The sequence below is a fragment of the Rohdeia mirabilis genome (assembly GCA_007750655.1).
Taxonomy (GTDB): Bacteria; Planctomycetota; UBA1135; order UBA1135.
In genome coordinates this window covers 3,484,070-3,508,479 of sequence record CP036290.1, presented here as the reverse complement: position 1 = coordinate 3,508,479, position 24,410 = coordinate 3,484,070, and the positions used below count along the sequence as shown (strand labels likewise).

Sequence of the window (24,410 nt, the reverse complement as noted above, 5' to 3'; positions counted from 1 at the left end):
GGCCGGCGCCGGGCCGTAGACTCAGGGGGTGAACTCGCACTTCGCTCGCGTCCGCCGCCTGGGTCTCGTTCTGCTGTTGGCCCTCGCCGCGGCTCCGAACGCTGCGCTCGTCCGTGCCCAGGATCCGCCCCCCGCGCCGACGGCCACGTCCGACTCGCAGCTGCGGCTCGACGAGTTGCGCGCCGCCATCGCCGCCGAGCGCACCACGCTGTCCTCGACCGCGACTCCGCCCGAGGCTGCTTCGGCGTTGCTCGACGGCGCGGCGCGCGAGGTCGAGGCGGCGACGGTCGAGGTCGCGGCGGCGGTCGAGTTCAGGCGTCTGGCCGAAACCGCGGCGGAACGCATCATCGCGCTCGGCGACGAGCTGGCGCGCCCGCCGGACACCTCCGAGCCCCCGATCCCCGAGGGGGCGCTGCTGCGCGATCTCGAGCAGCTCCAACAGCGCGCGGAAGCCGACCTCGTGGCCGCGCGCGCTCGACTCACCGAGCTCAGCGACGAGCTCAACCAGCGCCAGCGCAAGCTCGAGCAGTTCCCGGTCGAGCTCGCCGAGCTGGCCGAGCAGCGGGCCGAGGTCGAGCTGCAACTGGCCCAGGCCGCGGGCGGATCGGGTTCGGACGAGTTCGCCGCCGCACGCAGTCTGGCGCTGAACGCCCAGGCCCTGTACCTGCGCGCGCGGATCGATCGGATCGAAGCCGAAGCCGCCTCCTACGAGGCGCGACGCGATCTCCTCCCGCTGCGTCGCGGACGTGCGCAGAGCGACGTCGCCCGGGCGGACCTGCTCGCGCAACTGTGGCAGGAGCGTGCGTCGGCGCGGCGCCAGGCCGAAGCGGCCGAGATCGTGCGTGTGGCGGAGCAGCGCCGCGCCGAGGCGTCGCGCGCGTTCGAGGAACTCGGAGTCATCGCGACGCGCAACGCGGAGCTCGCCGCCCTGCGCAGTGGCCCGGACGGGATCCCGGCTCGCCTCGACAGGGCGGAGCGCGACAAGCGTCAGTTGGCCGACCTCCTGGTCGAGATCGACCGACGCTCCCAGGCCACGCGCCGCAAAGTGGCGGTGGGCGGCGTCACGGAAGGCATCGGCAACCTGTTGCGCCGCGATGCGCTGTGGTTGCCGAGCAACTCCGACTTGAACGCCGACGCGGCCGACCGCCGCCGACGGCTCTCGCGTTGGCAGTTGCTGCAGATCGAGCTGGAGGAGGAGCGGGACGAGATCGGCAACGTCGGCGCGCGGCACCAGGCGCTGATGGAGCGGATGCGGTCCGCGCTCGGGGATCAGCGCGCCGACGAGCTCGAGGGCATCGCGCTCGAACTCGTGCGCAGCCAACGCGAGCTGCTGGACCGTTCGATCGGTGAACTGGGTGAACTGCTGGTCGCGCTCATCGAACAGGGGAACCGCCAGGAGCGCGTGGTCACGGGCGCGAGCGAGTACCGCCGCTACATCGACGAGCGCATCCTGTGGTTCCCCAGCGGATCGATCGACGGCCCGCTCGACGGCAAGGCGCACGTGGAGGCGATCACCTGGTTGCTCGCGCCCGCGACGTGGACCGAGTACGTGCGTTCGGTGGCGAGCGGTGCGGTACGTCTGCCGTCGCGCGCCGCGCTGGCGGTCCTCGTGCTACTCGTCTGGTTGCTCCTCGCACGAAGAATGCGGGCCACGATCCTGCGACTCGGACAGGAGTCGCGTTCGTTCCGCACCGATGGGCACTTGCTCACGGTGAAGGCCACGACCGCGCTCCTCGCCGTCGTCGTCCCGCTGCCGGTCGCGGTCTGGGCGGTCGCGTCGCTCGCACGTCAGGATCCCGACGCGACCGCCGGCTCGCTCGCGATCACGGCCGCCTTCGAGCACATCGCGCTGCTCATGGTCGCCTTGATCGGGATGCGAGAGACTGCGCGCAAACGCGGGATCGGTGAGACGATCTTCCGCTGGCGTGCGTCCCAGCTCGAGATCGTGCGACGTTGGGTCCTGCGACTCGGGCCTCCGTACGTGCTGTTGGCGGCGCTCGCGGCCGCGTTCGACTCGGTCGGCAAGGAGGCCTGGTCGGAGGGGCCGGGACGCATCGCGTTCGTCGCGTCCCAGGTCCTCATGTTCGTCGCGTTGCGCCGCAGCTTCCGCGACCTGGACCTGTGGACGCTCGAGTCCGTCGACGGGTCGAATCCGACCCAGGTCCGCGTCCGCCGCTTCTGGATGACGCTGGTGCTGCTGGGGCCGATCGCGTGGGTCGGGCTCAGCCTGTTGGGGTACGGCTACGCGGCGGTGCAGCTCAACGAGTACTTCCGACTGTCGCTCGTGCTGGGTCTCGTGGTCACGCTGGCGAGCGCGCTGTTCCTGCGGTGGCTGTTCGTCGCACGTCGGCGACTGGCCGTCGAACGCGCGCAGTCCCGTGCGCAGGCGCGGGCCGAAGCACAGAAGGAGGGCGAGGTCTCGCGCGAGCTCGGAGCGCTCGCCGACGAGGACCTCGACCTGCCCGCGATCGATGCGCAGACGCGGCAGTTCTTCCGCAGTCTGATCATCGTGGGCACGGTGCTCGGCCTGTACGGCATCTGGTCGGCGGGGCTGCCGGCGATCGCCGTTCTCGATCGCGTCGAGCTGTGGCCGAACTTCGGACACATCTCGAGCGAGGCCGACTCGGTCGAGTTCGCCGCGGCTCCCACCGAGGTGCCGAACGGGTCGAGCGAGGGAGCCCCCGCCACGAAGGACGGCGGCCTTCCGGCGAACCCCACGACCGCTCTGCTCCAGGGCGCGGGGTCGGCGGGATCACAGACAGAAGCTCCGCAGGCCGAGAGCGGCGCCGCCGACGCGGTCACGCTGGCCGACCTCTTGCTCGCTCTCGTCGTCGTCGTGCTCACGACGGTGGGGGCGAAGAACGTGCCCGGCCTGCTCGAGATCACCCTGCTCAAGCGGCTGCCACTCGATTCCGGTGCGCGCACGGCACTGGCGACCTTGAGTCGCTACCTGATCCTGATGGTCGGCACGAGTGCGACGTTCACGGCGCTCGGGATCAGCTGGGAGAAGATCCAGTGGCTCGCGGCCGCGTTGACCTTCGGCCTCGCGTTCGGACTGCAGGAGATCTTCGCGAACTTCGTCTCGGGCATCATCATCCTCATCGAGCGACCCATCCGCGTCGGCGACGTGGTCACGGTGGGTGGCACGGAGGGTCGCGTGACGCGCTTGCGCATGCGCGCGACCACGATCCTCGACTGGGATCGCAAGGAGTTGCTGGTCCCGAACAAGGAATTCATCACGTCGAGCATCGTGAACTGGAGTCTGTCGGACCCGGTCACGCGCGTGATCGTTCCGGTCGGCGTCGCCTACGGGTCGGACGTGGAGCTCACGCACAGACTCTTGATGGAGGTCGCCCAGGCGAACGACTTCGTCCTGAAGGACCCGTCCCCGCGGGTCGTCTTCCGCACGTTCGGCGCCAGTTCGCTCGACTTCGAGCTGCGCGTCTTCTGCGCCTCGCGCGACATCTGGCCCGAGCTGATCGACACGCTCCACACGCAGATCGACGCGACGTTCCGCAAGCACGACGTCGAGATCGCGTTCCCGCAGCAGGACCTGCACATCCGCTCCGCGCCGGCGCTCGAGATGTTCGCGCCGCGCGACGGTGGGCCGGGCGCTGGGCCGCGCGGGGCACGTGCGCTCGACGTGGATCCGCCGGCGAACGACTGACGCTCGCCTGAACGCACCGCGTCACGCGCGTCGAGCGCGCCTCAGTACCAGCGCACGAGTTTCATCGCGCCGGCCAACAAGCCGCCGACGCCGAAGATGATCGCGGTCGTGATCCAGAAGCCGTTGTCACCCGTCAGCGGCAGATCGCCCACGTTCATCCCCATCATCCCCGAGATGAGGCCGAGCGGCAGGAAGATGGCGGCGGCGATCGAGAGCAGCAGCATGCGCTGGTTCAACATGTCGCTCTGGCGGCTCATGATGAACTCGTGGGCGATGGCCGCGCGGTCGCGCACCTCGTCGAGGTCGTCCACGTAGCGCGCGACCTGGTCGGCCAGTTCACGCGCCGTCCACTCGCTGCCGGGGCCGAGGTGCTCGGGCGCGAGCACGGCCAACTGCGAGAGCGCGTCGCGCGTCGGTGCGATGTGGCGCCGCAGGGCGATGGCGCGGCGGCGGTGCTGGGCCAGTTCGTGCAGGATCTTGGAAGGCGGCTCGGTGAGCGACGCGTCCTCGAGCTGGTCGACGTGCTCGTCGAGCTCCTCGAGCAGCGGCGACATGCGATCGATCAACCGCTCGACGAGCGCGAGCATCAGCGCCGCCGGCGACTTCGTGCCGTGCCCCGCGTTCAGGTCTTCGGCCAGGTCGCGGACGGCCATCAGGCACCGGCGCTGCACCGTCAACAGGCGGCTGTCGTCGAACCACATCCGCAGGCTGACCATGTCCTCGGGGTCGGCGCCCGCGTTCAGGTTGATGCCGCGCACCACCAGCAGCAGTCCGCCCGCGACGACGGCCACGCGCGGGCGCGTCTCATCCGCGGTGAGCGCCATGTACGCGTCGAACTCGAGGTGCGACTTCAGGACCGAAGCGTCTCCCGAGTCGGGACGGGTCGGCAGGTTGATCCACACGTCGCGACGACGGAAGGCCTCGGTGATCGAGACCGGTCGCGCTCCGCCGTCGCAGTCGAGGTCGAGGGCGAAGCTGGGCGGGGTCGCGGAGTCGATCTGCCACGGAAGTTGGTCGCTCATCCCCGAAGCCTAGGGGCAGCGTGCCCGACGTCGACTGCGCAGGGCACTTCGGCGCGACCCGCTGGTGGGAGTCACTCCTCGAACTCGCCCGTGACCGGCTCGCCGTCCTTGCGCACGGGCATCGCGACGACCGTCGCCGTCCCGCTGCCGTCCGCGACGTCGAGCACGGTGCCGATCTTCTGGTGGCGGCGCTTCGCGAACGCCAGCGCGATCGGCGCGTCCAGTTCGAACGAGTAGGCCCACGTGGTGACGATGCCGACCTGACGCGGCTCGCCGTCCTCGCCCGGGACGGTCAGCACGGTGCCGCGCGCGACCGGGTCCTCGCTCGCGAGCCGCACCGTGACCAGGCGCTTGTTGACGCCGCCGTAGGTGTCGATCTTCGCGACGACCTCCTGTCCCGTGTAGCAGCCCTTGTCGAGCGAGAAGGCCGACTCGAGGCGCGCTTCCTGCGGATACACGTTGTCGTCCACGTCGACGCCGTAGCGCGCCTGACCGGCCTCGGCGCGCAGGCTGTCGGCCGCGATCAGTCCACCCGGCGTGGCACCGGCGCGCACGAGCCGTTCCCACAGTTCGGTCGCGCCGTCCGGACCGGCGTCGAGGCGGAACCCGCGACTGCCCGCGACGATCGCGCACGCGACGCGCACCGAGCCGCGCTCCTTCCAGTGCCCCGGTTCGCTCGGCGGTTCGTCGCCCAGGAGGTCCTCGGCGATGCGCGCCGCGTCGGGACCGCAGAGCTCGAGTGGAGCGGTGCTGTCGCTCGCGTCGGTGAGCTGCACGTCCTCGGAGAACAGGAACATGTCGACGGCCGCGAGCAGGCTCGCGCCGCGACCGGCCTCGGCCTCGAGCACGATGCGCTCGGGCTCCACGCACAGATCGAAGGCTTCGACGACCTTGCCCTTCGGCGTCAACAACAGCCCGCGGTTGCCGCTGCCGGCCTCGAGGCCGCGCACGGTGTTCGCGAGGATGCGGTGCAGGAAGTCGGCGCGGTCGCCGCCGGTCGCCACCACGCGGCCACGCGCGCTGGCGTCGAGCAGAAGGGCGGACTCGCGACCAGCGCGGTACTCGCCCGGTACGTCGCCGAAGGTCAGGACGGGAGCGGAGTCGTCGCCGCCGGGGAAGACGGCGCCGCGGTCGGCGAAGAGGGCGGAGAGGTCGGCGGTGCGCACGGAAGAGGCTGGGGCGGGGGCTGGAACGATGGGGCGGGGTCGCGGGCAGGGACGGCGCAGGGAGGGCGTCGATCCGGTGACGGGTGGGCGTCCCGACGGCCTGGCGCCGCGTGCGACAAAATGCCGCCTCGCGCGCGTCCTCCGCTGCACCACACTAGTCCGCGCGCCCGTCGATGCGAGGGGCGCTCCGCGATGCACCTTCACCGATCGATCCCGTGCGCCCTCCGGCGGCCGCTCGTCGCACTCGCCCTGGCGCTCGTCGCCGCGGTCGGTGGGAGCGGCTGTGCGACCGATCCCGAGCTCGAGCCCCTGCCGCTCTCGCAGGCGGCGGCCGAGCTCGCTCCCGACGACCGCGCCGCCCTCGAACAGGCGCTCGCGCGGCTGTTCGGGCCCCCGGACCTGCCGCGTTACGCCGTGCTCGAGGGTTGGGCCGCCGCGGGCTTCGATCCGAACGCGCCCGTGCCGGCGGGGGCCAGCGAGACGCTCGTGGGCGCGATCGCGACCGACAACGCGCGCGGCTGGTACGACGCGCTGTTGCGCCACGAGCGCGGCGAGGATCCGTCGTCCCCGAAACTCCCCACGTCGCTGCAGCGCGCGCTCGACGGCAGTCCCGACCCGGCGGCGACCATCCGCGCCTGGCAGCCCGACCTGGTCGAGTCCGCGCGGCTGTTCGCGCGCGAGTGCGCCACCTGCCACGGAGTCGCCGGGGGAGGGGACGGCCGTTCCGCCGCCCAGCTCGATCCGGTGCCGCGCGACTTCCGCAGCGGCGAGTTCGTGCACCGCGCCGTGAGCCCCGCGCCGCGACCGACCCAGGACGACCTGGTGCGCGTCCTCAAGCGCGGCGTGGCCGGAACCGGCATGCCCCTGTTCACGCGCCTCGGACCGGCTCGCCAGAGCGGTCTGGCCGACTACGTGCGCTTCCTCAGCCTGCGCGGCGAGGTCGAGCGCGCCTGGCTCGAGCTGCGGGCCGCCGAGGGAAGTCCACCGAGTGCCGCGCGGATGGACGAGGTCTACGTCGAAGCCTGGTCCCGCTGGGCTATTCTGCCGGCTCCGCCCGCAGGGACCGAAGCGCCCATGAGCCCCGACGGCCCGAACACCGGCGCTGCGCCGTCCACCGACGCCCCTTCGCCCGCCAACTCCCAGACCGACGAACCGCGATGACCCTCTCCCCTTGGCCGCGCCGCTTCGCGCTCACGACCTTCTTCCTGACGTTGATCCTGACCCTGGTCGGGAGCCAGGTCACGACGACCGGCGCCGGGATGGCCGTGAAGGGATGGCTCATGGCTGAGGGTGAGAATGGCACCTACCACTTCATGCCGTTCTTCCCGTTCGCCGAGTGGTTCCGAGACCATCCGACGGCTTGGGAGCACACGCACCGCATGATCGGCGTCGTTGTTGGATTGGCCGCCATTGGGATGGTGGTCGTCACCCGAAAGTGCCGACTCGCAGGAGGGGCGCAGGCCGCAGCGTGGATCGCATTGTTCGCAATCGTCGTCCAAGGCACGGTCGGCGGCTTCCGTGTGCTCGAGAACGCGCCCAACCTGGCCTTCCTGCACGGCGTGTTGGCTCAGGTCACGATTGCGCTGATCACCGTCGCGGCGGTGACGTGCTCGAACGCCTGGCAGACGCTGCCCGGCGGACGTACGCCTGACGGTCCGCGCACGCTGGCGCTCGTGACGTCGCTGCTCGTGCTCGGACAGATCACGCTCGGCGCGGTGTACCGCCACGGACTGCGCAACCCCGAGTTCGACGAGGTCAAGGGTGGTCTGCACATGCACATCACCGCTGCGTTCGTGCTGCTCGGCGTGATCATCTTCTTCGCCATCCGCGTCGCGCTGTACGCGAACCGCATGGTCGAGGCGAACCCCGCGGCCGCGCCGCTCGCGGCGCCGTTGAACAACGGCAAGCGGCGGCTGCACGCCCTGATCGGCACGCAGATCCTGCTCGGGTTCGCCGCCTGGATGGCCTTCGGTGATCCCGACCGCGTGTCGCTCGCCGAGTCCCTGATCGCGGGCGCGCACCTCGTGGTCGGAGCGCTGGTGCTCGTGCAGACGGTCGCGCTCGTGCTCTGGCTCCAGCGCGCCGAGTCCGAGGTGACGGCGTGAGCGGCGCCCTGGGGGACGCGACGCCGGTCGAACGCAGCGGCCTCTCGCAGGCGCTGTCGGACTGGGCGATCCTCGCGAAGCACCGGATCACGTCGTTCGTGGCCTTCTCGGCCTTCTGCGGCGGTCTCTTGAGCGGCGCGACCTGGGGCCACTCGGCCGAGGCGGCCCTGTGGATCACGCTCCTGAGCGCGGCGTCCGGCATGTTCAACCAGGTCGTCGAGCGCGATCTGGATTCCCGCATGGTGCGCACGAAGGACCGTCCGCTGCCCGCCGGGCGCGTGTCGGTCGCGACCGTCGTCGTCGTCGCCGCGGTGCTCGCGACCACGGCGACGTTCGCCCTGGCCCTGCGCTTCGCGCCGATCTCCGCGCTGCTCGGTCTGTCGACGCTCGTGGCCTACGTGCTCGTCTACACGCCGCTGAAGCGCCAGACGACGCTGAACACGGTGGTCGGCGCGTTGCCGGGCGCCATGCCGCCTCTGCTCGGGTGCGTCGCCGTCGCGGGCGAGCCGGGCACGTGGGGCTGGACGCTGTTCGCCACGGTCTTCGCCTGGCAGTTCCCGCACTTCCTCGCGATCGCGTGGCTGTACCGCGACGACTACGCGGCGGCCGGCATGCGGATGCTGCCCTGCGAGCCCGGGTCGAAGGGCATCGCCGGACGCCAGGCGTTCCTGTACTGCGCGGCGCTCGTCCCGCTGCCGCTCCTGCCGCTCCTGCGCGGCGAGGCGACGCTCTTCTACGCCGTCACGGCATCCGTGGTCGGTTTGCTGTTCCTGTACACGACCTGGCGCTTCTCCCTCGAAGAGAGCCGCGACAACGCGCGGCGCGTACTGTTCGCGTCGCTCGTCCACCTGCCGATAGTGATCCTCCTGGCGCTCGCGGACGGCGCGTTGTTCACGCACTGAGCCGTCCGAGGTCCGACGCCACACCTCCCTGCCCGCTGACCTCTTCGCCGTGCTCGCGCTCCTCACCGACAGCTCCTTCGGGACGAATCTCCCGTTCATCAACGCCTGCTGCAACGCGACGGCGTCGGTCCTGTTGGTGTGTGGCCTCGTCGCCATCAAGCGCGGCGCGGAGGAGACGCACAAGCGCTTCATGTTCGCGGCGCTCGTGGCCAGCGCGCTGTTCCTCGCCGGCTACCTCACGTACCACTTCGGCGTGCAGGCCGAGCTCGGGGCCACGAAGTTCAACCGCGAGGGTTGGGTCAAGACGGCCTACCTCGTGCTGCTCCTCACGCACGTGCTCGGAGCGATCGTGAATCTCCCCATGGTGTTGTTCACCTTCTGGTTGGCACATCGCGAGGACTGGACCCGACACCGTCGCTGGGCGAAGCGGTCCTTTCCCCTGTGGCTCTACGTGTCGGTGACCGGTGTCGCCGTCTACGTGGTGCTCTACCATCTGAATCCCGACGCCCCGCTCTCGGCCGGGGGCTGAGACCGCGCGCGCGGCCGGCTCTCACCCACGTCTCGAGGTCGAGCGCGGACGTCGGCCAGCGCGTCCCACGGCGCGAGGAGACGAACATGACCGTCGAGGAGATCCGCTACCGCACCGTCGACACGCCCTCCATGAGCGTGCTCTTCGCGTTCACGCCCAAGGGGCTGTGCTTCGTGACGCTCACGGGCGAGCTGTCACAGCTGGAGGACTGGCGCGAGCGCCACGAGCCTCGGGCCGAACTCGTCCACGACCGGCGCCTGCAGCCCGATTTCGCGAAGGCCGTGCGCGCGGCGGCGGGCGGGCGCGAGGCGGACCTCTCGGTGCGACTGGACCTGCGCGGCACCGACTTCCAGAAGAAGGTCTGGCGCGAACTGCGGCGCATCCCGCGCGGAGCGACGCGCACGTACGCCGACATCGCGCGGCGCATCGGGAACCCGAAGGCCTGCCGGGCGGTGGGGCGCGCGAACGGCTCGAACCCGGTGCCGCTCGCGATCCCGTGCCACCGTGTGGTCGGTGCACAGGGGTTGGGTGGCTTCACCTTTGGTGGACAGATCGGTGGGCTCGAGGTGAAGCGCGGACTGCTCGAGGCCGAGGGCGCGCTGCTGCCCACCTGAGCGACGGCGCGCGGCGTTCACGTTCGCGCGATTTCTTCCGCCACCGAGAGCGGAGCGCTGTGGTCCATGGGACATGGAACGCACGAACGCAGTGGGGGAGCCGTCCCGGGATCACGTCCACCGAAGCACCCACCGAACCAGTCATCGAAACAGTCATCGAAACAGTCGCCTGGTCGCGGTCGCGATCGGCGTCCCGATCGTCGCGGTGTGGTTGCTGTCGGCAACGCTGTTCGGGCCGAGGTCGACGGACCGAGAGGTCGCGGCGCTCGGAACGCGGTCGGCCTCGGGCGGTGGGACGGCGGCGGTCGTGGTGCCCGGCGGGTCGAGCGGGGAACCGAGCGGTAGCACGCACGTCGCGCCGGACGGGTCGATCGCGGGTCGTCCGGGCGCTGGCGCGCGCATGCTCGCTGCCGCGCCGAGTCCTGTGCGTGGTGCGAGCGGTGTGCCACCGATCGTGGTCGACGCCTTGGCCTGGGTCTGTGACCTGGGCGCCGACCGCGCCGTGCTCCTCGACGAGGATCTGCTCGAGCGGGCGAGCGTGACGGTGCCCTGCCCGGGGCGGATCCGAGCGCGCGCGGACGCCACCGCCTGGGTCGTGCTGTCGCGCAGCTGTGGACCGACGGGCCGTCACGATCTGGCGCTCGTGCGACCGGCGGGTGCGGTGGGGCGGCTGGCGGCCCTGGGGCCGGTGCGCGACCTCGAGTGCTTGGACGGGGCCGACGCGCTCGTGGTCGAAGGGGACTGGACCCAGGCGACGGCGCGCGTTCTGCGGGTCCACGAGGACGGCGCCGTGCGACAGCTCGCGGTGTGGAACGGAGCCGTGGCCGTGGCCGGTTCTCGTGACCGCGTGTTCGTCGGCACCCTGTCGGGCGACGGGCTGCTGCTGGACGCCGGCGTCGTCAACGGCCTGCCGCTGGCGCGCGTGGCGCTCGGGAAGGAGATCAGCGACGTGGCTCCGGCCGTCGGCGGAGGATGGTGGGTCCTGAGTGCGGCCGGTGGGGCGCGGCTGTGGCGCCTCGACGAGCAGCTCGGCGTGGTCATCGAGCGGGATCTCGGTGGGACGATCGAGGACCTGGCGCCGTCGTCCACAGGCTCCGGTGCGAACGAGCGCTTGTGGATGCCCCGCAGCGGCGAGCCATGGCTGGTCGCGGTGGACGGCGACGGTCGCGTGGTCCACGACGTGGACGTGACGCGCATCGGACCCTTCCGGCGCGGCGACGGGCTCGCGGACGGCGGCGCGCTGTTCGTCGCCTCCGGCAGCGTCCTGCGCGTCGGTCCCGGCGGCGCCGCGGTGTCGGCCCAGGGCGGCTTCGACGGACTGCAGGACGTCTCCGTGGTTCCGCGCCCGTGAGTGGCGTCGGTGGATCAGCTGCGGACTCGCGCCGTCGGACACGCACCGTCGGACGAGCGCCGTCGAGCGCGCGCCCCGGACGTGGCGTCAGGTGAGCCCCGAGTCCGCCGCCCCGTCGCGGAGCACGAACGCCGCGGCCACCAGCGTCTTGGCATCCCGGGCCGACGCGAGCACGTCCTGCGGTCGTCGCCACGCGACCTCGATCTCCTCGTCGTCGTCGGGCGCGAGCCGGTCGGGCCCTGCCGCGCGCAGTCCCGTGGCGACGAACAGCGTCATGCGTTCGCTGCAGAAGCCGGGAGCGGGGAAGAAGGTCGAGACTTCACGCCAGTGCTCGGCGCGCATGCCGGCTTCCTCTTCCAGCTCGCGTCGTGCGGCCGCGAGCGGCTCTTCGCCCGGCTCGAGGCGCCCGGCCACCACTTCCTCGAGCCAGTCACCGACGGCATGTCGGTACTGCCGCACCACGAGCAACCGTCCGTTCGCACCGACGGCGGCCACCGCGACGGCGCCGCCGTGCCGCACGACGGCGAGATCCTGCTCGAGGCCCGAGGGCAGTACGACGCGTTCCTGATGGACCGAGAAGATGCGCGTGCTGCACAGCTCGCGCGTCCCGAGGACGCGCGGGCGATCGGGGTGCGAATCGGCGCTCGAACCCGCGCCCGCGCCCGCGTCCGATCCGGAGTCCGATCCGCAGTCCGGGCCTAGCGTTCCCACACGCTGGGTCCGTCGTCGCCCGAGCGATCCGCCGGACGCGCGACCGAACGCAGGCGTTCGTCGAAGCGTCGTTCGGCTTCGGTGGCCGGCCGCAGGTCGCGTCGCCGCGGGGCGGGCGTCAGCTCGGACCGCGAACGGTCGTCCGTGGACGCGCGACTCGTCGAACGCCCGGCGTCGATCGCAGCGCCGTCCGTCTCGTCGTTCGGTGCGACGAGGGGCTCAGCGCGCTTCGAGTTCTCTTCGTCGTAGACCCGCTGCAGTCCGGCCAGGAACATCGAGACCGAGGTGGACAGGTCCGCCCGTCCGTCGGCTTCCGCGAGGTCGGCGAAGGCGCGCAGGCGTTTCGCGAGCTGCGGGATGCGCTTGATCGAGTTCGGCAGCTCGCGCTTCTTGGCGGCGCGGCGGGCCTTCCGTTCCAGGCGCTGCTTCTGCTCCTCGATCTGCTTCTCGAGGTCGGCGATGCGTTCGTCGACGGAGCGCCGTCGGCGCGCGGTGGGTCGTTCGTCGGTCATGGGAGAGTTGGTTCGGGGGCCCGCTGATGCCCGCTGGCCGAGCGCCGTCGGGCCCTCGGGGCCGCGCTCGAGCACATCCTTCGCCGGTCGAGGGTCTCGTGGCGGCGCGTGGGCGTCGAACGTGGTGGTGTGCGGCGCAGAGTGTGGCGGGCGCAGAGTGTGGCAGCCGCGAAGTGTGGCACCTGCTCCGCGTGGGTCGAGCAGGAGGGCCGGAACAACTCGGTCCGCCGAGGCGGGGGAGCCAGGTGTCCGGCCGACGGCCCAAGGGGGGCACGGTGCCCCTTCGTCCACCCCGCGCTCCTGCGTCAGAGACGTCCCGCAGCCCGCCAGGTTTCGACCGATCGCCGCCATTTCGGCGTCCGGACCGCCCGGGAGCCCGGTTTCGCGCTCCGCGGGCACTCGCGCGCCGCGGCGGGTGGCGCCGAGACCTCCGACTGCGCGCGAACCGCTCCCGCACCCGTGCTCGACGCCACGGCCCGCCTCAGGGATCGCGTTGAGGCCCGGGGGGGAGCGGACTGCTACACTCCGCGGTCCGCCGCTCCCCGACAGACTCTTCCCGTGCACCCCGACATCGACCGCGTCCTCCACACCGAGACGGAGATCCAGGCCCGCATCGCGACGGTGGCCAAGGAGATCTCGGCGCGTTTCGGTTCCGAGCCGCTGACCGTGATCGGCGTGCTCAACGGCGCCGTGGTGTTCGTGGCCGACCTGATCCGCCACATCGACGCTCCGCTGGAGCTCGCGTTCGTGTCGGCCTCGAGCTACCGCGACGGCACGACCAGCGGGCGCCTCGAGCTCGACTTCCTGCCCGCGCCCGGCGCCATCGAGGGACGGCGCATCCTGTTGGTGGACGACATCCTCGACACCGGTCGCACGATGGCGAGCCTGCGCACCGAACTGCTCGAGCGCGGCGCGCGCGAGGTGCACGGCTGCGTCCTGCTCGACAAGCCGTCGCGGCGCGTCGTCGACATCGACGTGGACTTCGTCGGCTTCTCGATCGAGGACGCCTTCGTCGTGGGCTACGGACTCGACTACGCCGGGCTCTACCGCAACCTGCCCTACATCGGCGTGTTGCGCGCCGAGCTCGCCTCGACCACCTCGGCCTGACGCGGCGATCCCGACGAGCGATGTACCAGGGAGAGATCGAGAGGGGCGAGACGCCCGACGCGGCGCGGTCGCGTGACCTGCGGCCCGAGTCCGCGGATGCGGCGCGCGTCGACGTGGACGGCGCCACGGGTCACGGATGCTCCGCGCACGACGGCGCCGCGAAGGACGCAACCGACGACCGTGTCGGTGACGACGATCTCGACGTCTTCTCCGGCGCGGCCTTCGTGGACGGCGTCTTCTCCGACGAAGCGTTCAGCGACGACCTGACCGCCGACGACCCGTTCGGTGCGCAGGCGAGCACGATCGGCGGCGACGCGTCCCTCGGCTCGGACGGCGTGCGCGTCCGTTCCGGCGTCGGCGGGGAGGGCTCCGGGACCGGCTACGACTCCGAGTCCGGTGGTTCCGTCGACTACCTGGTCGTCGAGGACGAACACGACCGCCTCGAGATCGACGAGTACCTCTGCCTCGTCTACCCGGGCGTGGCCAAGGGGGCGTTGCGCGAAGAGGTGCGCTCCGGTCGCGTCACCGTCGACGGCCAACGCGTGCAGCCCAGCCACCGCCTACGCGCTGGTTCGGTACTGAGCGCGAGCATCAGCGACGAAGTCCTGCTCCGCCAACGACACGTGGACGCGGACCCGCTCCCCGTGCTGTGGGAGAACGACGACTGCGCCGTGGTCGACAAGCCGCCGGGTATCGCCGTCGAACCCGAGCGCTGGGCTCGCGAGGGCGCGTGCGTGGCGGACGGACTGCTGGCCTGGTCGCGCGCCGCTGCCGACGGAGCACTGCCGAGTTTCCGCCCGCGCCTCGCGCACCGCCTCGACAAGGACACGTCGGGCGCGCTCCTGGTCGCGAAGTCGCTCGAGTCCGAACGGCGTCTGCGCAGCGCGTTCGCCAGCGGCCACACGCGCAAGGAGTACCTGGCGCTCGTCGAAGGCGTCCCGAACCTCGAGGACGGGGAGGTCATGACGATCGACCTGGCCCTCGCCGAGGACGTCCGCCGCCCCGGCCGCATGCGCGTCGACCGCAAGCACGGCAAGCCGTCGCGCACCGACATGTGGATCGAGCGGCGCTTCGACGGTTTCAGCCTCGTTCGCTGCCGCCTGCACACCGGTCGCACCCACCAGATCCGCGTCCATCTCGCCGAGATCGGGCTCCCGCTCCTGGTGGACCCGTTCTACGGGCGTCGCGACGCTCTGCTGTTGTCCTCGATCAAACGCGGGTACCGTTCGAAGCGCGGTCGCGTCGAACGGCCTCTCATCGATCGATTGACGCTCCACGCCGACACACTCGTCTTTCTGGGCTCCGCGCCCACCGACGAACAACTCGCCGCCGGCCCCGCCCCGATCCCCGCGGGCCTCGCCGAAGGCACATCGTTCACGAGCGGCCCGTGGGTCGGCGTTCGTGCGCCGCTCCCTCCCGATCTGACCCGCGTTCTCAAGCAGTTGGCCAAGGTGCGGCCCGCACGGCGATGAAGCTCAAGCTCCGACCCACAGACTTCCGTGTGCGCGAGGTTCTCCGCGACGGCTACATCGGCTCGTCCGGGGACTTCAACGTCTATCGGATCACCAAGCGCAAGCTGACGTCGCCCGAGGCGGCCACCATCCTGGCCACCGCGGCCGGGGTCGAGGCCGCCGACGTCTCGATGGCCGGGCTCAAGGACCGCCAGGGTGTGACGATCCAGTTCATGAGCGTCCCCGGCGGACGGCGCGTGGACATCGCCGATCCCGACCTGCGGATCGAGGCGGTCGGACGCGCGGACAGGCCGCTCGAGAGCACCGACTCGGACGGCAACGCGTTCGACATCGCCGTGCGCGCGCTCGACTCCCACGAGCTGCATTCCCTGCGCGAGAACATGCAGGTGGTGCGCGAGGTCGGCGTGCCGAACTACTTCGACGATCAGCGCTTCGGCAACCTGCGCTACAACCAGGGTTGGGTGGCGAAGGACCTGATCGCCGGCCGCGCGGAGGAGGCGCTCAAGCGTCTGTTGACCGCGCAGTCCGAGTACGAGCAGGCGCACGACGCGCGCTTCAAGTCGGGTCTCCTGGACGCGTGGGGCGATTGGGACCGCTGCCTGGCCTACGCCAAGCACCGCGGCCAGCACCGCTCGCTGTTCCAGCACCTGGTCGAGCGTCCCAACGACTTCGGCGGCGCGTTCCGCTACGTGGCCACGCGCATCCGACTGATCCACATGTACGCGTGGCAGTCGCACCTGTTCAACCGCGCGCTCGCCGAGCGCGTGCGCCGCAACACGACGGTCGAGGATCGCGTCGTGGTGTCGTCGATCGAGGGCGCGTTCCCGTGCCCCGGTGCGAAGTGGCCGATGGAGATCGGTGACTCGCTGCTGCTGCCCGGTGCGGGGCTCGACGACGCGATCGACAGCGACGAGTACGACCTCTACCGCGACCTCCTCGCCGAAGAGGGGATCACGCCCGGTCAACACCGCATCGAGGGCATCGAAGGCTTCGGGCTCAAGGCCGAGCGCCGCCCGGTGCGCGTGATTCCCCAGCACCTGCGCGTCCGTCCGGCGGAGGACGATCGCGAGAGCCGCGGGCTCAAGATGGTGCGCGTGCGCTTCGAACTGCCGCGCGGCGCCTACGCCAGCCTGGTGGTGAAGCGACTGGTCGGGAACAGCGAACGCGAAGAGCGGGACGAGCGCGGCGAGCGCGGTGGACACGAACACCGCCGCCCGCGGACCCTCGCGGCCGGCGGATTCGACGCCGGAGCGCGCACGCGCGGTGGACGGCCCGGCGGCGGCTACCGAGGTGGTGACACGCGCTCGGGCGGTGGTGGCTACCGCGGACGCGACGAGCGTTCCGGCGGCGGCGGCTACCGCGGCGGAAGCGATCGTTCGAGCGGTGGCGGCTACCGTGGCGGCGACGACCGTTCGAGTGGTGGTGGCTACCGCGGCGGCGGCGACCGCTCGAGCGGTGGTGGCTACCGTGGCGGCGACGACCGTTCGAGTGGTGGTGGCTACCGCGGCGGCGATGATCGCTCGAGCGGAGGCGGCTACCGCGGCGGCAATGATCGCTCGAGCGGAGGTGGCTACCGCGGCGGCGACGACCGTTCGAGTGGTGGTGGCTACCGCGGCGGCGACGACCGTTCGAGCGGCGGCGGCTACCGCGGCGGTAGCGATCGTTCGAGCGGTGGTGGCTACCGCGGCGGCAATGATCGCTCGAGCGGAGGTGGCTACCGCGGCGGCAATGATCGCTCGAGCGGCGGTGGCTACCGCGGCGGCGACGATCGTTCGAGCGGCGGCGGCTACCGCGGCGGCGACGATCGTTCGAGCGGCGGTGGCTACCGCGGCGGCGACGATCGTTCGAGCGGCGGCGGCTACCGCGGCGGCAATGATCGCTCGAGCGGCGGCGGCTACCGCGGCGGCAATGATCGCTCGAGCGGCGGCGGCTACCGCGGCGGCGACGATCGCTCGAGCGGCGGCGGCTACCGCGGCGCTGACGACCGTTCGAGCGGCGGCGGCTACCGCGGCGCTGACGATCGCTCGAGCGGAGGCGGCTACCGCGGCGGAAGCGACCGTTCGAGCGGAGGCGGCTACCGCGGCGGCAACGATCGCTCGAGCGGTGGCGGCTACCGCGGCGGCGACGACCGTTCGCGCGGCGGCGGCTACCGCGGCGGACAGCGTGGCCGCGACGAGCGCCCCAGCTTCGGCGACCGCGACGGCGCGACCCGCTCCGGACGCGGTCCGCAGAAGGAACCGCTGCCCGACCGCGAACGGCAGGACCAACGGCCCCCTCGCCCGAGGGACACGGACAGCGAGTAAGACCCCCCCAAAGCCATGCACACGAGCGACACCGTCGTCGGCATCATCGGAGGCTCTGGCCTCTACCAGATGGATGCCATCCACGATCTCGAAGAGATCCACATCGCCACGCCCTTCGGTGAGCCGAGCGACGCGTTCCTGCGCGGCCGCATGGGCGACACCACGGTGGTGTTCCTGCCCCGGCACGGTCGCGGTCACCGCGTGAGTCCGTCCGAGCTGAACTTCCGCGCCAACATCTGGGGCATGAAGAAGCTCGGCGTGTCGCGCATCCTGAGCGTGTCGGCGGTCGGCTCCCTCAAGGAGGAGATCGTCCCGGGCGACTTCGTGATCGTCGATCAGTTCATCGATCGCACGCGCCACCGCGTCGACACCTTCTACACCGGGGGCGTCGTCGCGCACGTCATGTTCGCCGACCCGTTCTGCCCGAACCTGCGCGAGGCACTCGTCGCGGCGGCCGGATCGACCGGGGTGAAGGTCCACGACGGTGGGACCTACGTGAACATGGAAGGGCCGCAGTTCTCGACGCGGGCCGAGTCGAAGCTCTACCGCTCGTGGGGCGCCGACGTGATCGGCATGACGAACCTGCAGGAGGCCAAGCTCGCGCGCGAAGCGGAGATCTGCTACGCGACGATCGCCATGGCCACCGACTACGACTGCTGGCACGAGGGACACGACGCCGTGACCGTCGAACAGGTCGTGGCGACGATGCACGCCAACGTCGACCACGCGCGCGACGTGCTGATGAAGGCGGTTCCCGCGGTGACGTCGGCACCCACGTGTGGCTGTCAGAGCGCGCTCGCCCACGCGATCATGACCGACCCCACGACGATCCCCGACGAAGCGCGCGACCGACTCGGACTCTTGATCGACAAGTACGTCTGATGCTCGTCGTTCGAGCGCTCCTGCACAGGTAGACCGTTTCCGCGACCCGAGCCCAGCGCATCCATGGCGAGCCGAACCTCACGACACACCCAGGGCGTGGCCCTCGCGTCGGTGGTGCTCCTGTCCGCAACAGCCTGCGGGAGCAACGCCATGGACCGTCAGGTGGCCGCGGCGATCGCGGCGGCCAAGCTCGAGGACCAGCAGCGCGGAACGCGGTTCGCCGCCGAGGCGATCGCGGCACCCGTGTGGTTGCTCGGTGGGCCGGTGGCCGCGGGCGATCGCGACTTCCGGGAGGCCGCGCGTCGGCTGGCCGTCGAGCCGCAGCTGTGGCTCGCGCCGACGAACGGTTCGGCGTCCTCGAGCTCGACGACCGACGACGGCACCTTCCTCGTCACCGGGCCGAGAGGCCGCACGGTTCGCGTGGAGTGCGACGGGTCGGAACTGGGGTCGGTGGATGCGGTGGGACTCGCCGCTTCGCTGCGCGCGGGGGCGGTGAACGTGGCGGTGAGCGAAGTCGCGAGCGAGCCGGTCGACGCGGGCTCGGAGCGCGCGGCAACGGCTCTTGGATCGAACACACCCGCCGCGTCCGGCTCTGCCGCGGGCGAGGCCGCGTACGCGAACGGGCCCTGCGCCACCGTGCGAATCGTCGCGGTCGACCAGCCGCAGGATGGACTCGAAGCGGTGGACCTCGAGATCGCCGTACTCGGTGCGAGCGACGCAGCGCAGGGCGTCGCGCTGCTCGTCGCCCGCATCTGTGCCTTCGACGCGATCGACGCGCGACCCGGAACCCTGGTCGTCGCGGTTCGCGAAGAAGCGGCGGGCACGGTCGGCACCGGTGGTGCTCCCGTCGTCGAGGTGCGCTATCCGCGGCGCTCGGCGGACGTGGCGCCCGAGGCACTTCTCGAGGTGGCGGGGGAGACGGCGATCGACGACCAGCACGAAGCCGCGTGTTCGATCGCTTTCGGGTGCGCGGCGCTCCTCGCGGATCCGCGGGCCGGCGACCTGGGCCGCTACCTCTTGTCGCTGGACGCCACGTACCAGTCCATGGGCGGGGCGGCGGCGTCCGAGGGCAGCCGCAGCGCGCGACTCGAGGCCTGGCACCGCGAAGTGCGCGCCGAACTGCGCCGGATCTGCCTCGGTCTCGAGCGGGACGACGCCGTGCTCGACGCACCCGTCGCGGCGCCTGCTCCGCCCGAAACCTGGTCCGACGACGCCGGCTCCTGACGAACACGGCTCCTGACGAGCACGGCGCGGCGCGCCCGGCCTCTACTCGGCGAGGAGCGCGCGGTGGAACTCGGAGGCCGAGAGGGCTCCGTCACCGTCGAGGTCGAGGGCGGCGAGGAGGGCCTGCGGACGGATCGGGAGCGCGGCGGGGAACGCCAGTTCGCGCAGGTCGACGTCCGAACAGACGCCGTCGCCGTTGACGTCGAGTCGTTCGAAGATCGGCAGCGGACCGGGCAGCCGTGCCGGGCTCGGCACCACGCCGGGTCCCACCGGCGTCGGGAGGGCTTCGCCGAAGAGTTCGCGCACGCTGCTCGCGCGTGCCCTGGGCACACCGCCGTTGAGCGTCACGAGCTGGAGCACCGATTCGATCTCGGCTGCCTCGAGGCGGCCCGATCGGTCGGCGTCGACGAGTGCGAAGCTCTCCGCCGTCGCCAACTGCGAGAGGTCGCGATCCTCGAGGGCCAACGAGAGTTCCGCCAGGTCCCAACTGCCGCTCCCGTCCGTGTCGAAGCGCTGGAACCACGAGAGCGTCGGGGTCGGCAGGTTGACCGCTCGCTTCGGCGCGGGGATCGGCGGTTGGAAGATGCCCTGGGTCTCGACGATGCGGCGGTAGCGCGCCTCGAACTCGGTGCGGTCGATGCCGCCGTCCTGGTCGATGTCGTAGCGCCGGAACTCCTCGCGGCTGATCAACAGCGACTGCGACGCCTCCGCGATCGAGACCCATCCGCCCCCGTCGTAGTCCGCGATCGCGAAGTAGCGCCGCGCCAGTTCGCCCTGGTCCTGGTCCTGAACCGGGGCCGGAGCGACGAACGGGACCGCCACCGGCAGGGCGACGAGCGCGAACAGGAGCAGGGGACGGAGCGGTGTCATCGGATGGTCTCGCCGGCGTGTGGCCGGACGTCGTGGATCACTTGAAGGTTTCGAACTCGCCGTTGCGGAGCTTGCCCATGTACGTCGTGAGCTGCCCCTTCACCTTGCCCGAGAGGATCAGCACGCCGAGCACGTTCGGCAGCGCCATGCCGAGGATCATCAGGTCGCCGAAGGCCAGCACGTTCGTGGCCGTGAGGACCGAGCCGAGGAAGGTGAAGATCAGGAAGATGACCTTGTAGACGAGCGAGGAGCCGTCGCCGAACATCCAGGACCAGCAGCGCTCGCCGTAGTACGACCACGCGATCATGGTCGAGAACGCGAACAGCATCGTCGCCACGGCGAGGACGTAGGGGAACCAGGAGATCTGCGAGCCCATGGCCGCCGATGTGAGCGCGGCGCCCTGGTTCGCCTCGATCAACTGCGCGTAGGTCTCGTTCGACGTGTCGTAGGCGCCGGTGATGACGATCACGAGCGCGGTCATGGTGCAGACCACGACGGTGTCGATGAAGGGCTCGAGCAGGGCCACGATGCCCTCGCGTGCGGGGTACTCGGTGTGCGCCGCCGAGTGGGCGATCGCGGCGGAACCGATGCCCGCTTCGTTCGAGAACGCCGCACGCGTGAAGCCGACGATGAGCACGCCGACGACTCCGCCGATCATCCCGTCGGCCGTGAATGCTCCGGAGAGGATCGTCCCGATCGCGTCGGGGATCGCGCCGAAGTTGCTCGCGAGGATGTAGAGACAGGCCGCGGCGTAGAGCAGGCACATCGACGGCACGACCTTCTCGGCGACTTGCGCGATGCGCTTGATGCCGCCGATGATCACGATGCCGACGGCGACGGTCATCAAGAGGCCGTACGCCCACGAGTAGTCGGCCAAGCCGGCGAACGCATCGACGGACTCGATGGCTTTCAAGCTCTGGTTGACCTGGAAGCTGTTGCCCCCCGCGAGCGAACCGCCGATGCACAGAACGGCGAAGAAGTACGCCAGGAACATGCCGAGCCCGCCCATGCCCTTCTCGCGCAGACCTTTCGACAGGTAGTACATGGCACCGCCCATGACCGAGCCGTCGGTCCGCCGCTCCTTGTACATCTGGCCGAGCGTGCACTCGGTGAACTTGCTCGACATGCCGAGCAGACCGGCCAGGATCATCCAGAACGTCGCACCGGGCCCGCCCGTTCCGATGGCGATGGCGACGCCAGCGATGTTGCCGAGGCCGACGGTGGCGGAGAGTGCGGCACTCAGCGCCTGGAAGTGGCTGACCTCGCCCTCGCGCTTCTCGGCGGGGTTCGTGAATCGTCCGCGCACCACACTGATCGCGTGTCCGAACGCGCGCAGGTTGATGAAGCCCATCTTGAACGTGAAGAAGATGGCGCCGAACACGAGCCACAGCACGGCGAACGGGATCTTGATGTGGCTGGCAGCCTCCTGGGCCTCTCGCCGCGCAGCCTTCGCCCCATCCAGTTCCGCCAGCCCGCTCGTCCGCTCCGACTTGGCGTCCTCCAGTTGCTGATCGTCGGCCGGGGTCAGCGCCTCACCGGCATCGACACGTGCCTGGATCGTGTCGATGCGTGTGCTCGCGGACGCGATCCGTTGGCGCACCTCCCCGACGCGTTCGTCGGCGGCCTTGGCTGCGGCCACCAGTTCCTCCGACGGCTCGTCCCAGAACCAGACGTCGACGAAGAAGACGGTCTCGATCGCTCCGTTCACCGCGCCCATGGCGGAATCGATCGACGTCTGGATCCGAGACCAAGCGCCTTGCTCCGCCGCGGGCGGTGCTGACTCGGCGTCCTCGCTCGCGACCTCTTCGACGATGTCCTGAATCGCTGATCCGTCGGCGCCGGACTTCTGCGCCACGGCGGCGGGTGCCATCGCCAAGAGGCCGAACAGGACGAGGGACAACAATTGCAGCTGGGGAGCGCTTCGCATGGGGCGGGCGTCGGAGGAGGTTCCGCCGTGGGGGGCGGCGGCCGTGGGGGGCCTCGATCGACCCCGCGACAGGGCGGGGGCGGGGACAGCGGTCCGGCCCATGGTGCCAACCGCGCAGGGCGGGCACAAAAGGAGGCGTACCCGCCGGGTCAGGGCTGGTCGAGCGAGCGCGGGTCGGGCGGCCCGTAGCGCTCGGCCATGGCGTCCCGCAGCGAGCGTGCGTCCTGCGCGCGACCCGAGCGTTCGAGTCCTTCCGCACGCGCGCCGTCCCGTTCGATCGCCAGCCGTCTGTGCAGTTCGCGCCACGGGCTCGCGGGTTCGTGCGCGATCCAGTTCGCCGACGGCTCGGCGCCCGGCTCGAGCGGCATCGCGTCGGCGAACCACAGGACACCGCCCGGCACGAACGCGCGTCCGCCGCGCGCCTGGGGTCCAGGGGGATCGGTCCACACGACGTGGCGCGAGCCCCCGACCAACGCGCCGAGCGCCGTTCCGACGGTCCGGTGCAACCGACCTTGATCGCTGGTCGACGGAAGCGTGCCACCGAGTTCGGCGAGCCACTGCGAGAGATCCGGCGCGCGCCGCGCCAGTTGTTCGCGGTACCAGGGCGCGAGCAGGAGCTGTCGGTCGACGACGGTCACGTCCGGCCTGCGTCCTTCGACGAGCTGCGCGTGCAACAGCGGGAAGCCGAGGACATCGGTGGCGCCGATCCGACCGACGACGAGGAGCGCGTCGGGCGGGCACTCGTCGAGTGCGGCGTTCGCCCAGAGCGCCGCCCCCCGACTCGCGCGCACGTCGTCGAGGCCGTCGACGACCGTCGTGTAGCCGTCCGGCAGCACGAGTGCGATCGCCATCAAGAGTGGCGCGACGAGCACGACGCGCGAGCGCTCGAGTGCGTGCAGGAGCGCGACGACCGCGGCCGCGAACAGCGCGAGGAACAGCGGTTGGAAGCTCGGCGCGAGTCGCACCTCGGCGCTCCAGCGGGTGAACGCATCCAGTTCGCCCAACGGATAGCGCACGAACCAGAACACGAGCGCCGCGCCCCAGACGGACGCGAGGACGAGCCAGCGCACAGCGCGCGACCGGCGCAGCGCTGCGAGCACGGCGACCATTCCGACGCCCATGAACACGAGCGACTGTCCGATCGTCTGCTCGAACGTGAGGCGCGCGAGCTCGAGCAGGTCGGCGCTCGTACGCGCGCCACCGACGGCGTACTGGCTGCGCAGCACGTGGTCGAGGAAGCGCGCCGTCGTCTGCGGATCGCCCCAGTCGACGGCCGGGTCGAAGTGCGAACGCAGCGGCACCCACAGGTAGAGCAAGAGGCCGGGGAGGATCCACGGCGAGCTGACGACTCGCCGACCCAGCGCGCGCGCGGAATCCACACCGACGAACAAGAGCGGCGCGAGGAACAGCGTGCCGGGATGCGCGGCGAGGCCCAGCCCGAACAGCGCGAACGACAGGCGCGCACTCGGCGCGGGGTCGAGCGCCGCGGCGACGAAGAGCATCTGGACGAACGCCGCCAACCCGTAGACCTCGACCACGGTGGCGGTGGACGCGAACGTCGGCGTCAGGGCCAGCAACGCGCCGACCGCACCCGCCACCGGCCACACCACGCCGCGCCGCGCGAGCAGCAGCCCGAGTGCGCCACAGGCTCCGGCGGCGGTCAGCCACGAGAACCCGACGCAGGCGCGCGCCGGCTCGATCGAGAACCACCCTGCGATCTCCGTCGCGAAGCCCGCGAGCAGCGTCCAGAGCGGATAGCCCGGCGGGTGGGGGACGCCGAAGGAGTCCGCCACCGCGACCAGCTCGCCCGCGTCCTCGAACGTCACGCCCGGCGCGAGACGCGGGGCCAACCAGGCGGCCGACAGGACGAAGGCGATCAGCGCCGCGCGTCGAGCGGTGGAGCGCTCCGGCCCCTCGTGTCCGCGCGCGACGACGTCCCCGATGGGAACAGGCTCGATGGGAGCCGGCTCCGCAGGTTCACGCTCCGCGGGTTCGTGGTCGTCGGGCGTTTCGGTCGGAGCCTGCACGGACCCGACGATAGCAGCG

Annotated in this window: 19 protein-coding genes; 12 read left to right on the top strand and 7 right to left on the bottom strand. The window is 71.2% G+C overall.

Going from position 1 to position 24,410, the window contains the following annotated elements; translation table 11 throughout:
- Positions 1-28: 28 nt before the first annotated feature.
- Entirely contained in the window at positions 29-3,667 is a 3,639-nt protein-coding gene (locus tag Pla163_RS13055) for a mechanosensitive ion channel domain-containing protein (RefSeq protein WP_145189084.1), read from the top strand.
- Between the two features lie 41 nt (positions 3,668-3,708).
- On the opposite strand, the gene Pla163_RS13050 is transcribed toward Pla163_RS13055, so the two are convergent.
- Positions 3,709-4,689 carry a CorA family divalent cation transporter gene (locus tag Pla163_RS13050; RefSeq protein ID WP_145189081.1) on the bottom strand — a complete coding sequence of 327 codons (981 nt, stop codon included), beginning with the start codon at positions 4,687-4,689 and terminating at the stop codon, positions 3,709-3,711.
- Between the two features lie 71 nt (positions 4,690-4,760).
- On the bottom strand, positions 4,761-5,855 hold the full coding sequence (gene ygfZ / locus Pla163_RS19070) for a CAF17-like 4Fe-4S cluster assembly/insertion protein YgfZ (RefSeq protein ID WP_419185913.1): 1,095 nt from the start codon (positions 5,853-5,855) through the stop codon (positions 4,761-4,763).
- Between the two features lie 192 nt (positions 5,856-6,047).
- Between ygfZ and Pla163_RS19065 the strand changes: the two genes are divergently transcribed.
- From Pla163_RS19065 to Pla163_RS13020, 6 genes are all read left to right on the top strand, one after another.
- Positions 6,048-7,016: a cytochrome c gene (locus Pla163_RS19065; protein ID WP_419185912.1), complete on the top strand. Its 969-nt coding sequence runs from the start codon at positions 6,048-6,050 to the stop codon at positions 7,014-7,016.
- Entirely contained in the window at positions 7,013-7,960 is a 948-nt protein-coding gene (locus tag Pla163_RS19060; RefSeq protein ID WP_419185911.1) for a COX15/CtaA family protein, read from the top strand. Before Pla163_RS19065 ends, Pla163_RS19060 begins: the two co-directional genes overlap by 4 nt.
- Positions 7,957-8,862 (top strand): heme o synthase, encoded by a 906-nt coding sequence (gene cyoE, locus Pla163_RS13035; protein WP_419185910.1) that lies wholly within the window; start codon positions 7,957-7,959, stop codon positions 8,860-8,862. Before Pla163_RS19060 ends, cyoE begins: the two co-directional genes overlap by 4 nt.
- A 49-nt stretch (positions 8,863-8,911) precedes the next feature.
- Positions 8,912-9,391, top strand: coding sequence for a DUF420 domain-containing protein (locus Pla163_RS13030; protein ID WP_145189070.1), 480 nt, complete (start codon positions 8,912-8,914; stop codon positions 9,389-9,391).
- A gap of 86 nt (positions 9,392-9,477) precedes the next feature.
- Complete coding sequence (locus Pla163_RS13025) at positions 9,478-10,005, top strand: methylated-DNA--[protein]-cysteine S-methyltransferase (RefSeq protein ID WP_145189067.1); 528 nt, start codon at positions 9,478-9,480, stop codon at positions 10,003-10,005.
- A gap of 454 nt (positions 10,006-10,459) precedes the next feature.
- On the top strand, positions 10,460-11,356 hold the full coding sequence (locus Pla163_RS13020; RefSeq protein WP_145189064.1) for a hypothetical protein: 897 nt from the start codon (positions 10,460-10,462) through the stop codon (positions 11,354-11,356).
- Positions 11,357-11,443: 87 nt separating this feature from the next.
- On the opposite strand, the gene Pla163_RS13015 is transcribed toward Pla163_RS13020, so the two are convergent.
- Entirely contained in the window at positions 11,444-12,067 is a 624-nt protein-coding gene (locus Pla163_RS13015) for an NUDIX hydrolase (RefSeq protein WP_145189061.1), read from the bottom strand.
- Complete coding sequence (locus tag Pla163_RS13010; RefSeq protein WP_145189059.1) at positions 12,055-12,579, bottom strand: hypothetical protein; 525 nt, start codon at positions 12,577-12,579, stop codon at positions 12,055-12,057. Before Pla163_RS13010 ends, Pla163_RS13015 begins: the two co-directional genes overlap by 13 nt.
- Before the next feature lie 558 nt (positions 12,580-13,137).
- Here Pla163_RS13010 and hpt point away from each other — a divergent pair.
- The 5 genes from hpt to Pla163_RS12985 all read left to right on the top strand — a co-directional run bounded on the left by hpt (position 13,138) and on the right by Pla163_RS12985 (position 19,567).
- Positions 13,138-13,686: a hypoxanthine phosphoribosyltransferase gene (hpt, locus tag Pla163_RS13005; RefSeq protein WP_145189056.1), complete on the top strand. Its 549-nt coding sequence runs from the start codon at positions 13,138-13,140 to the stop codon at positions 13,684-13,686.
- A gap of 20 nt (positions 13,687-13,706) precedes the next feature.
- Complete coding sequence (locus tag Pla163_RS13000) at positions 13,707-15,158, top strand: RluA family pseudouridine synthase (RefSeq protein WP_145189053.1); 1,452 nt, start codon at positions 13,707-13,709, stop codon at positions 15,156-15,158.
- A complete protein-coding gene (truD, locus tag Pla163_RS12995; protein WP_145189050.1) occupies positions 15,155-17,461 on the top strand; it encodes a tRNA pseudouridine(13) synthase TruD in 2,307 nt (768 codons plus the stop codon). The genes Pla163_RS13000 and truD overlap by 4 nt, the downstream gene beginning before the upstream one ends.
- A gap of 15 nt (positions 17,462-17,476) precedes the next feature.
- Complete coding sequence (mtnP, locus tag Pla163_RS12990; protein WP_145189048.1) at positions 17,477-18,343, top strand: S-methyl-5'-thioadenosine phosphorylase; 867 nt, start codon at positions 17,477-17,479, stop codon at positions 18,341-18,343.
- Between the two features lie 63 nt (positions 18,344-18,406).
- The gene (locus Pla163_RS12985) at positions 18,407-19,567 is read left to right on the top strand and encodes a hypothetical protein (protein WP_145189045.1); all 1,161 of its coding nucleotides are present in this window, start codon (positions 18,407-18,409) and stop codon (positions 19,565-19,567) included.
- A 42-nt stretch (positions 19,568-19,609) separates the two neighbouring features.
- Here Pla163_RS12985 and Pla163_RS12980 read toward each other — a convergent pair whose 3' ends face one another.
- From Pla163_RS12980 to Pla163_RS12970, 3 genes are all read right to left on the bottom strand, one after another.
- On the bottom strand, positions 19,610-20,437 hold the full coding sequence (locus Pla163_RS12980) for an EF-hand domain-containing protein (RefSeq protein ID WP_145189042.1): 828 nt from the start codon (positions 20,435-20,437) through the stop codon (positions 19,610-19,612).
- Between the two features lie 37 nt (positions 20,438-20,474).
- The gene (locus tag Pla163_RS12975; RefSeq protein WP_419185908.1) at positions 20,475-22,364 is read right to left on the bottom strand and encodes an alanine/glycine:cation symporter family protein; all 1,890 of its coding nucleotides are present in this window, start codon (positions 22,362-22,364) and stop codon (positions 20,475-20,477) included.
- A 149-nt stretch (positions 22,365-22,513) separates the two neighbouring features.
- Complete coding sequence (locus Pla163_RS12970) at positions 22,514-24,391, bottom strand: protein O-mannosyl-transferase family (RefSeq protein WP_419185907.1); 1,878 nt, start codon at positions 24,389-24,391, stop codon at positions 22,514-22,516.
- Positions 24,392-24,410: the final 19 nt, after the last annotated feature.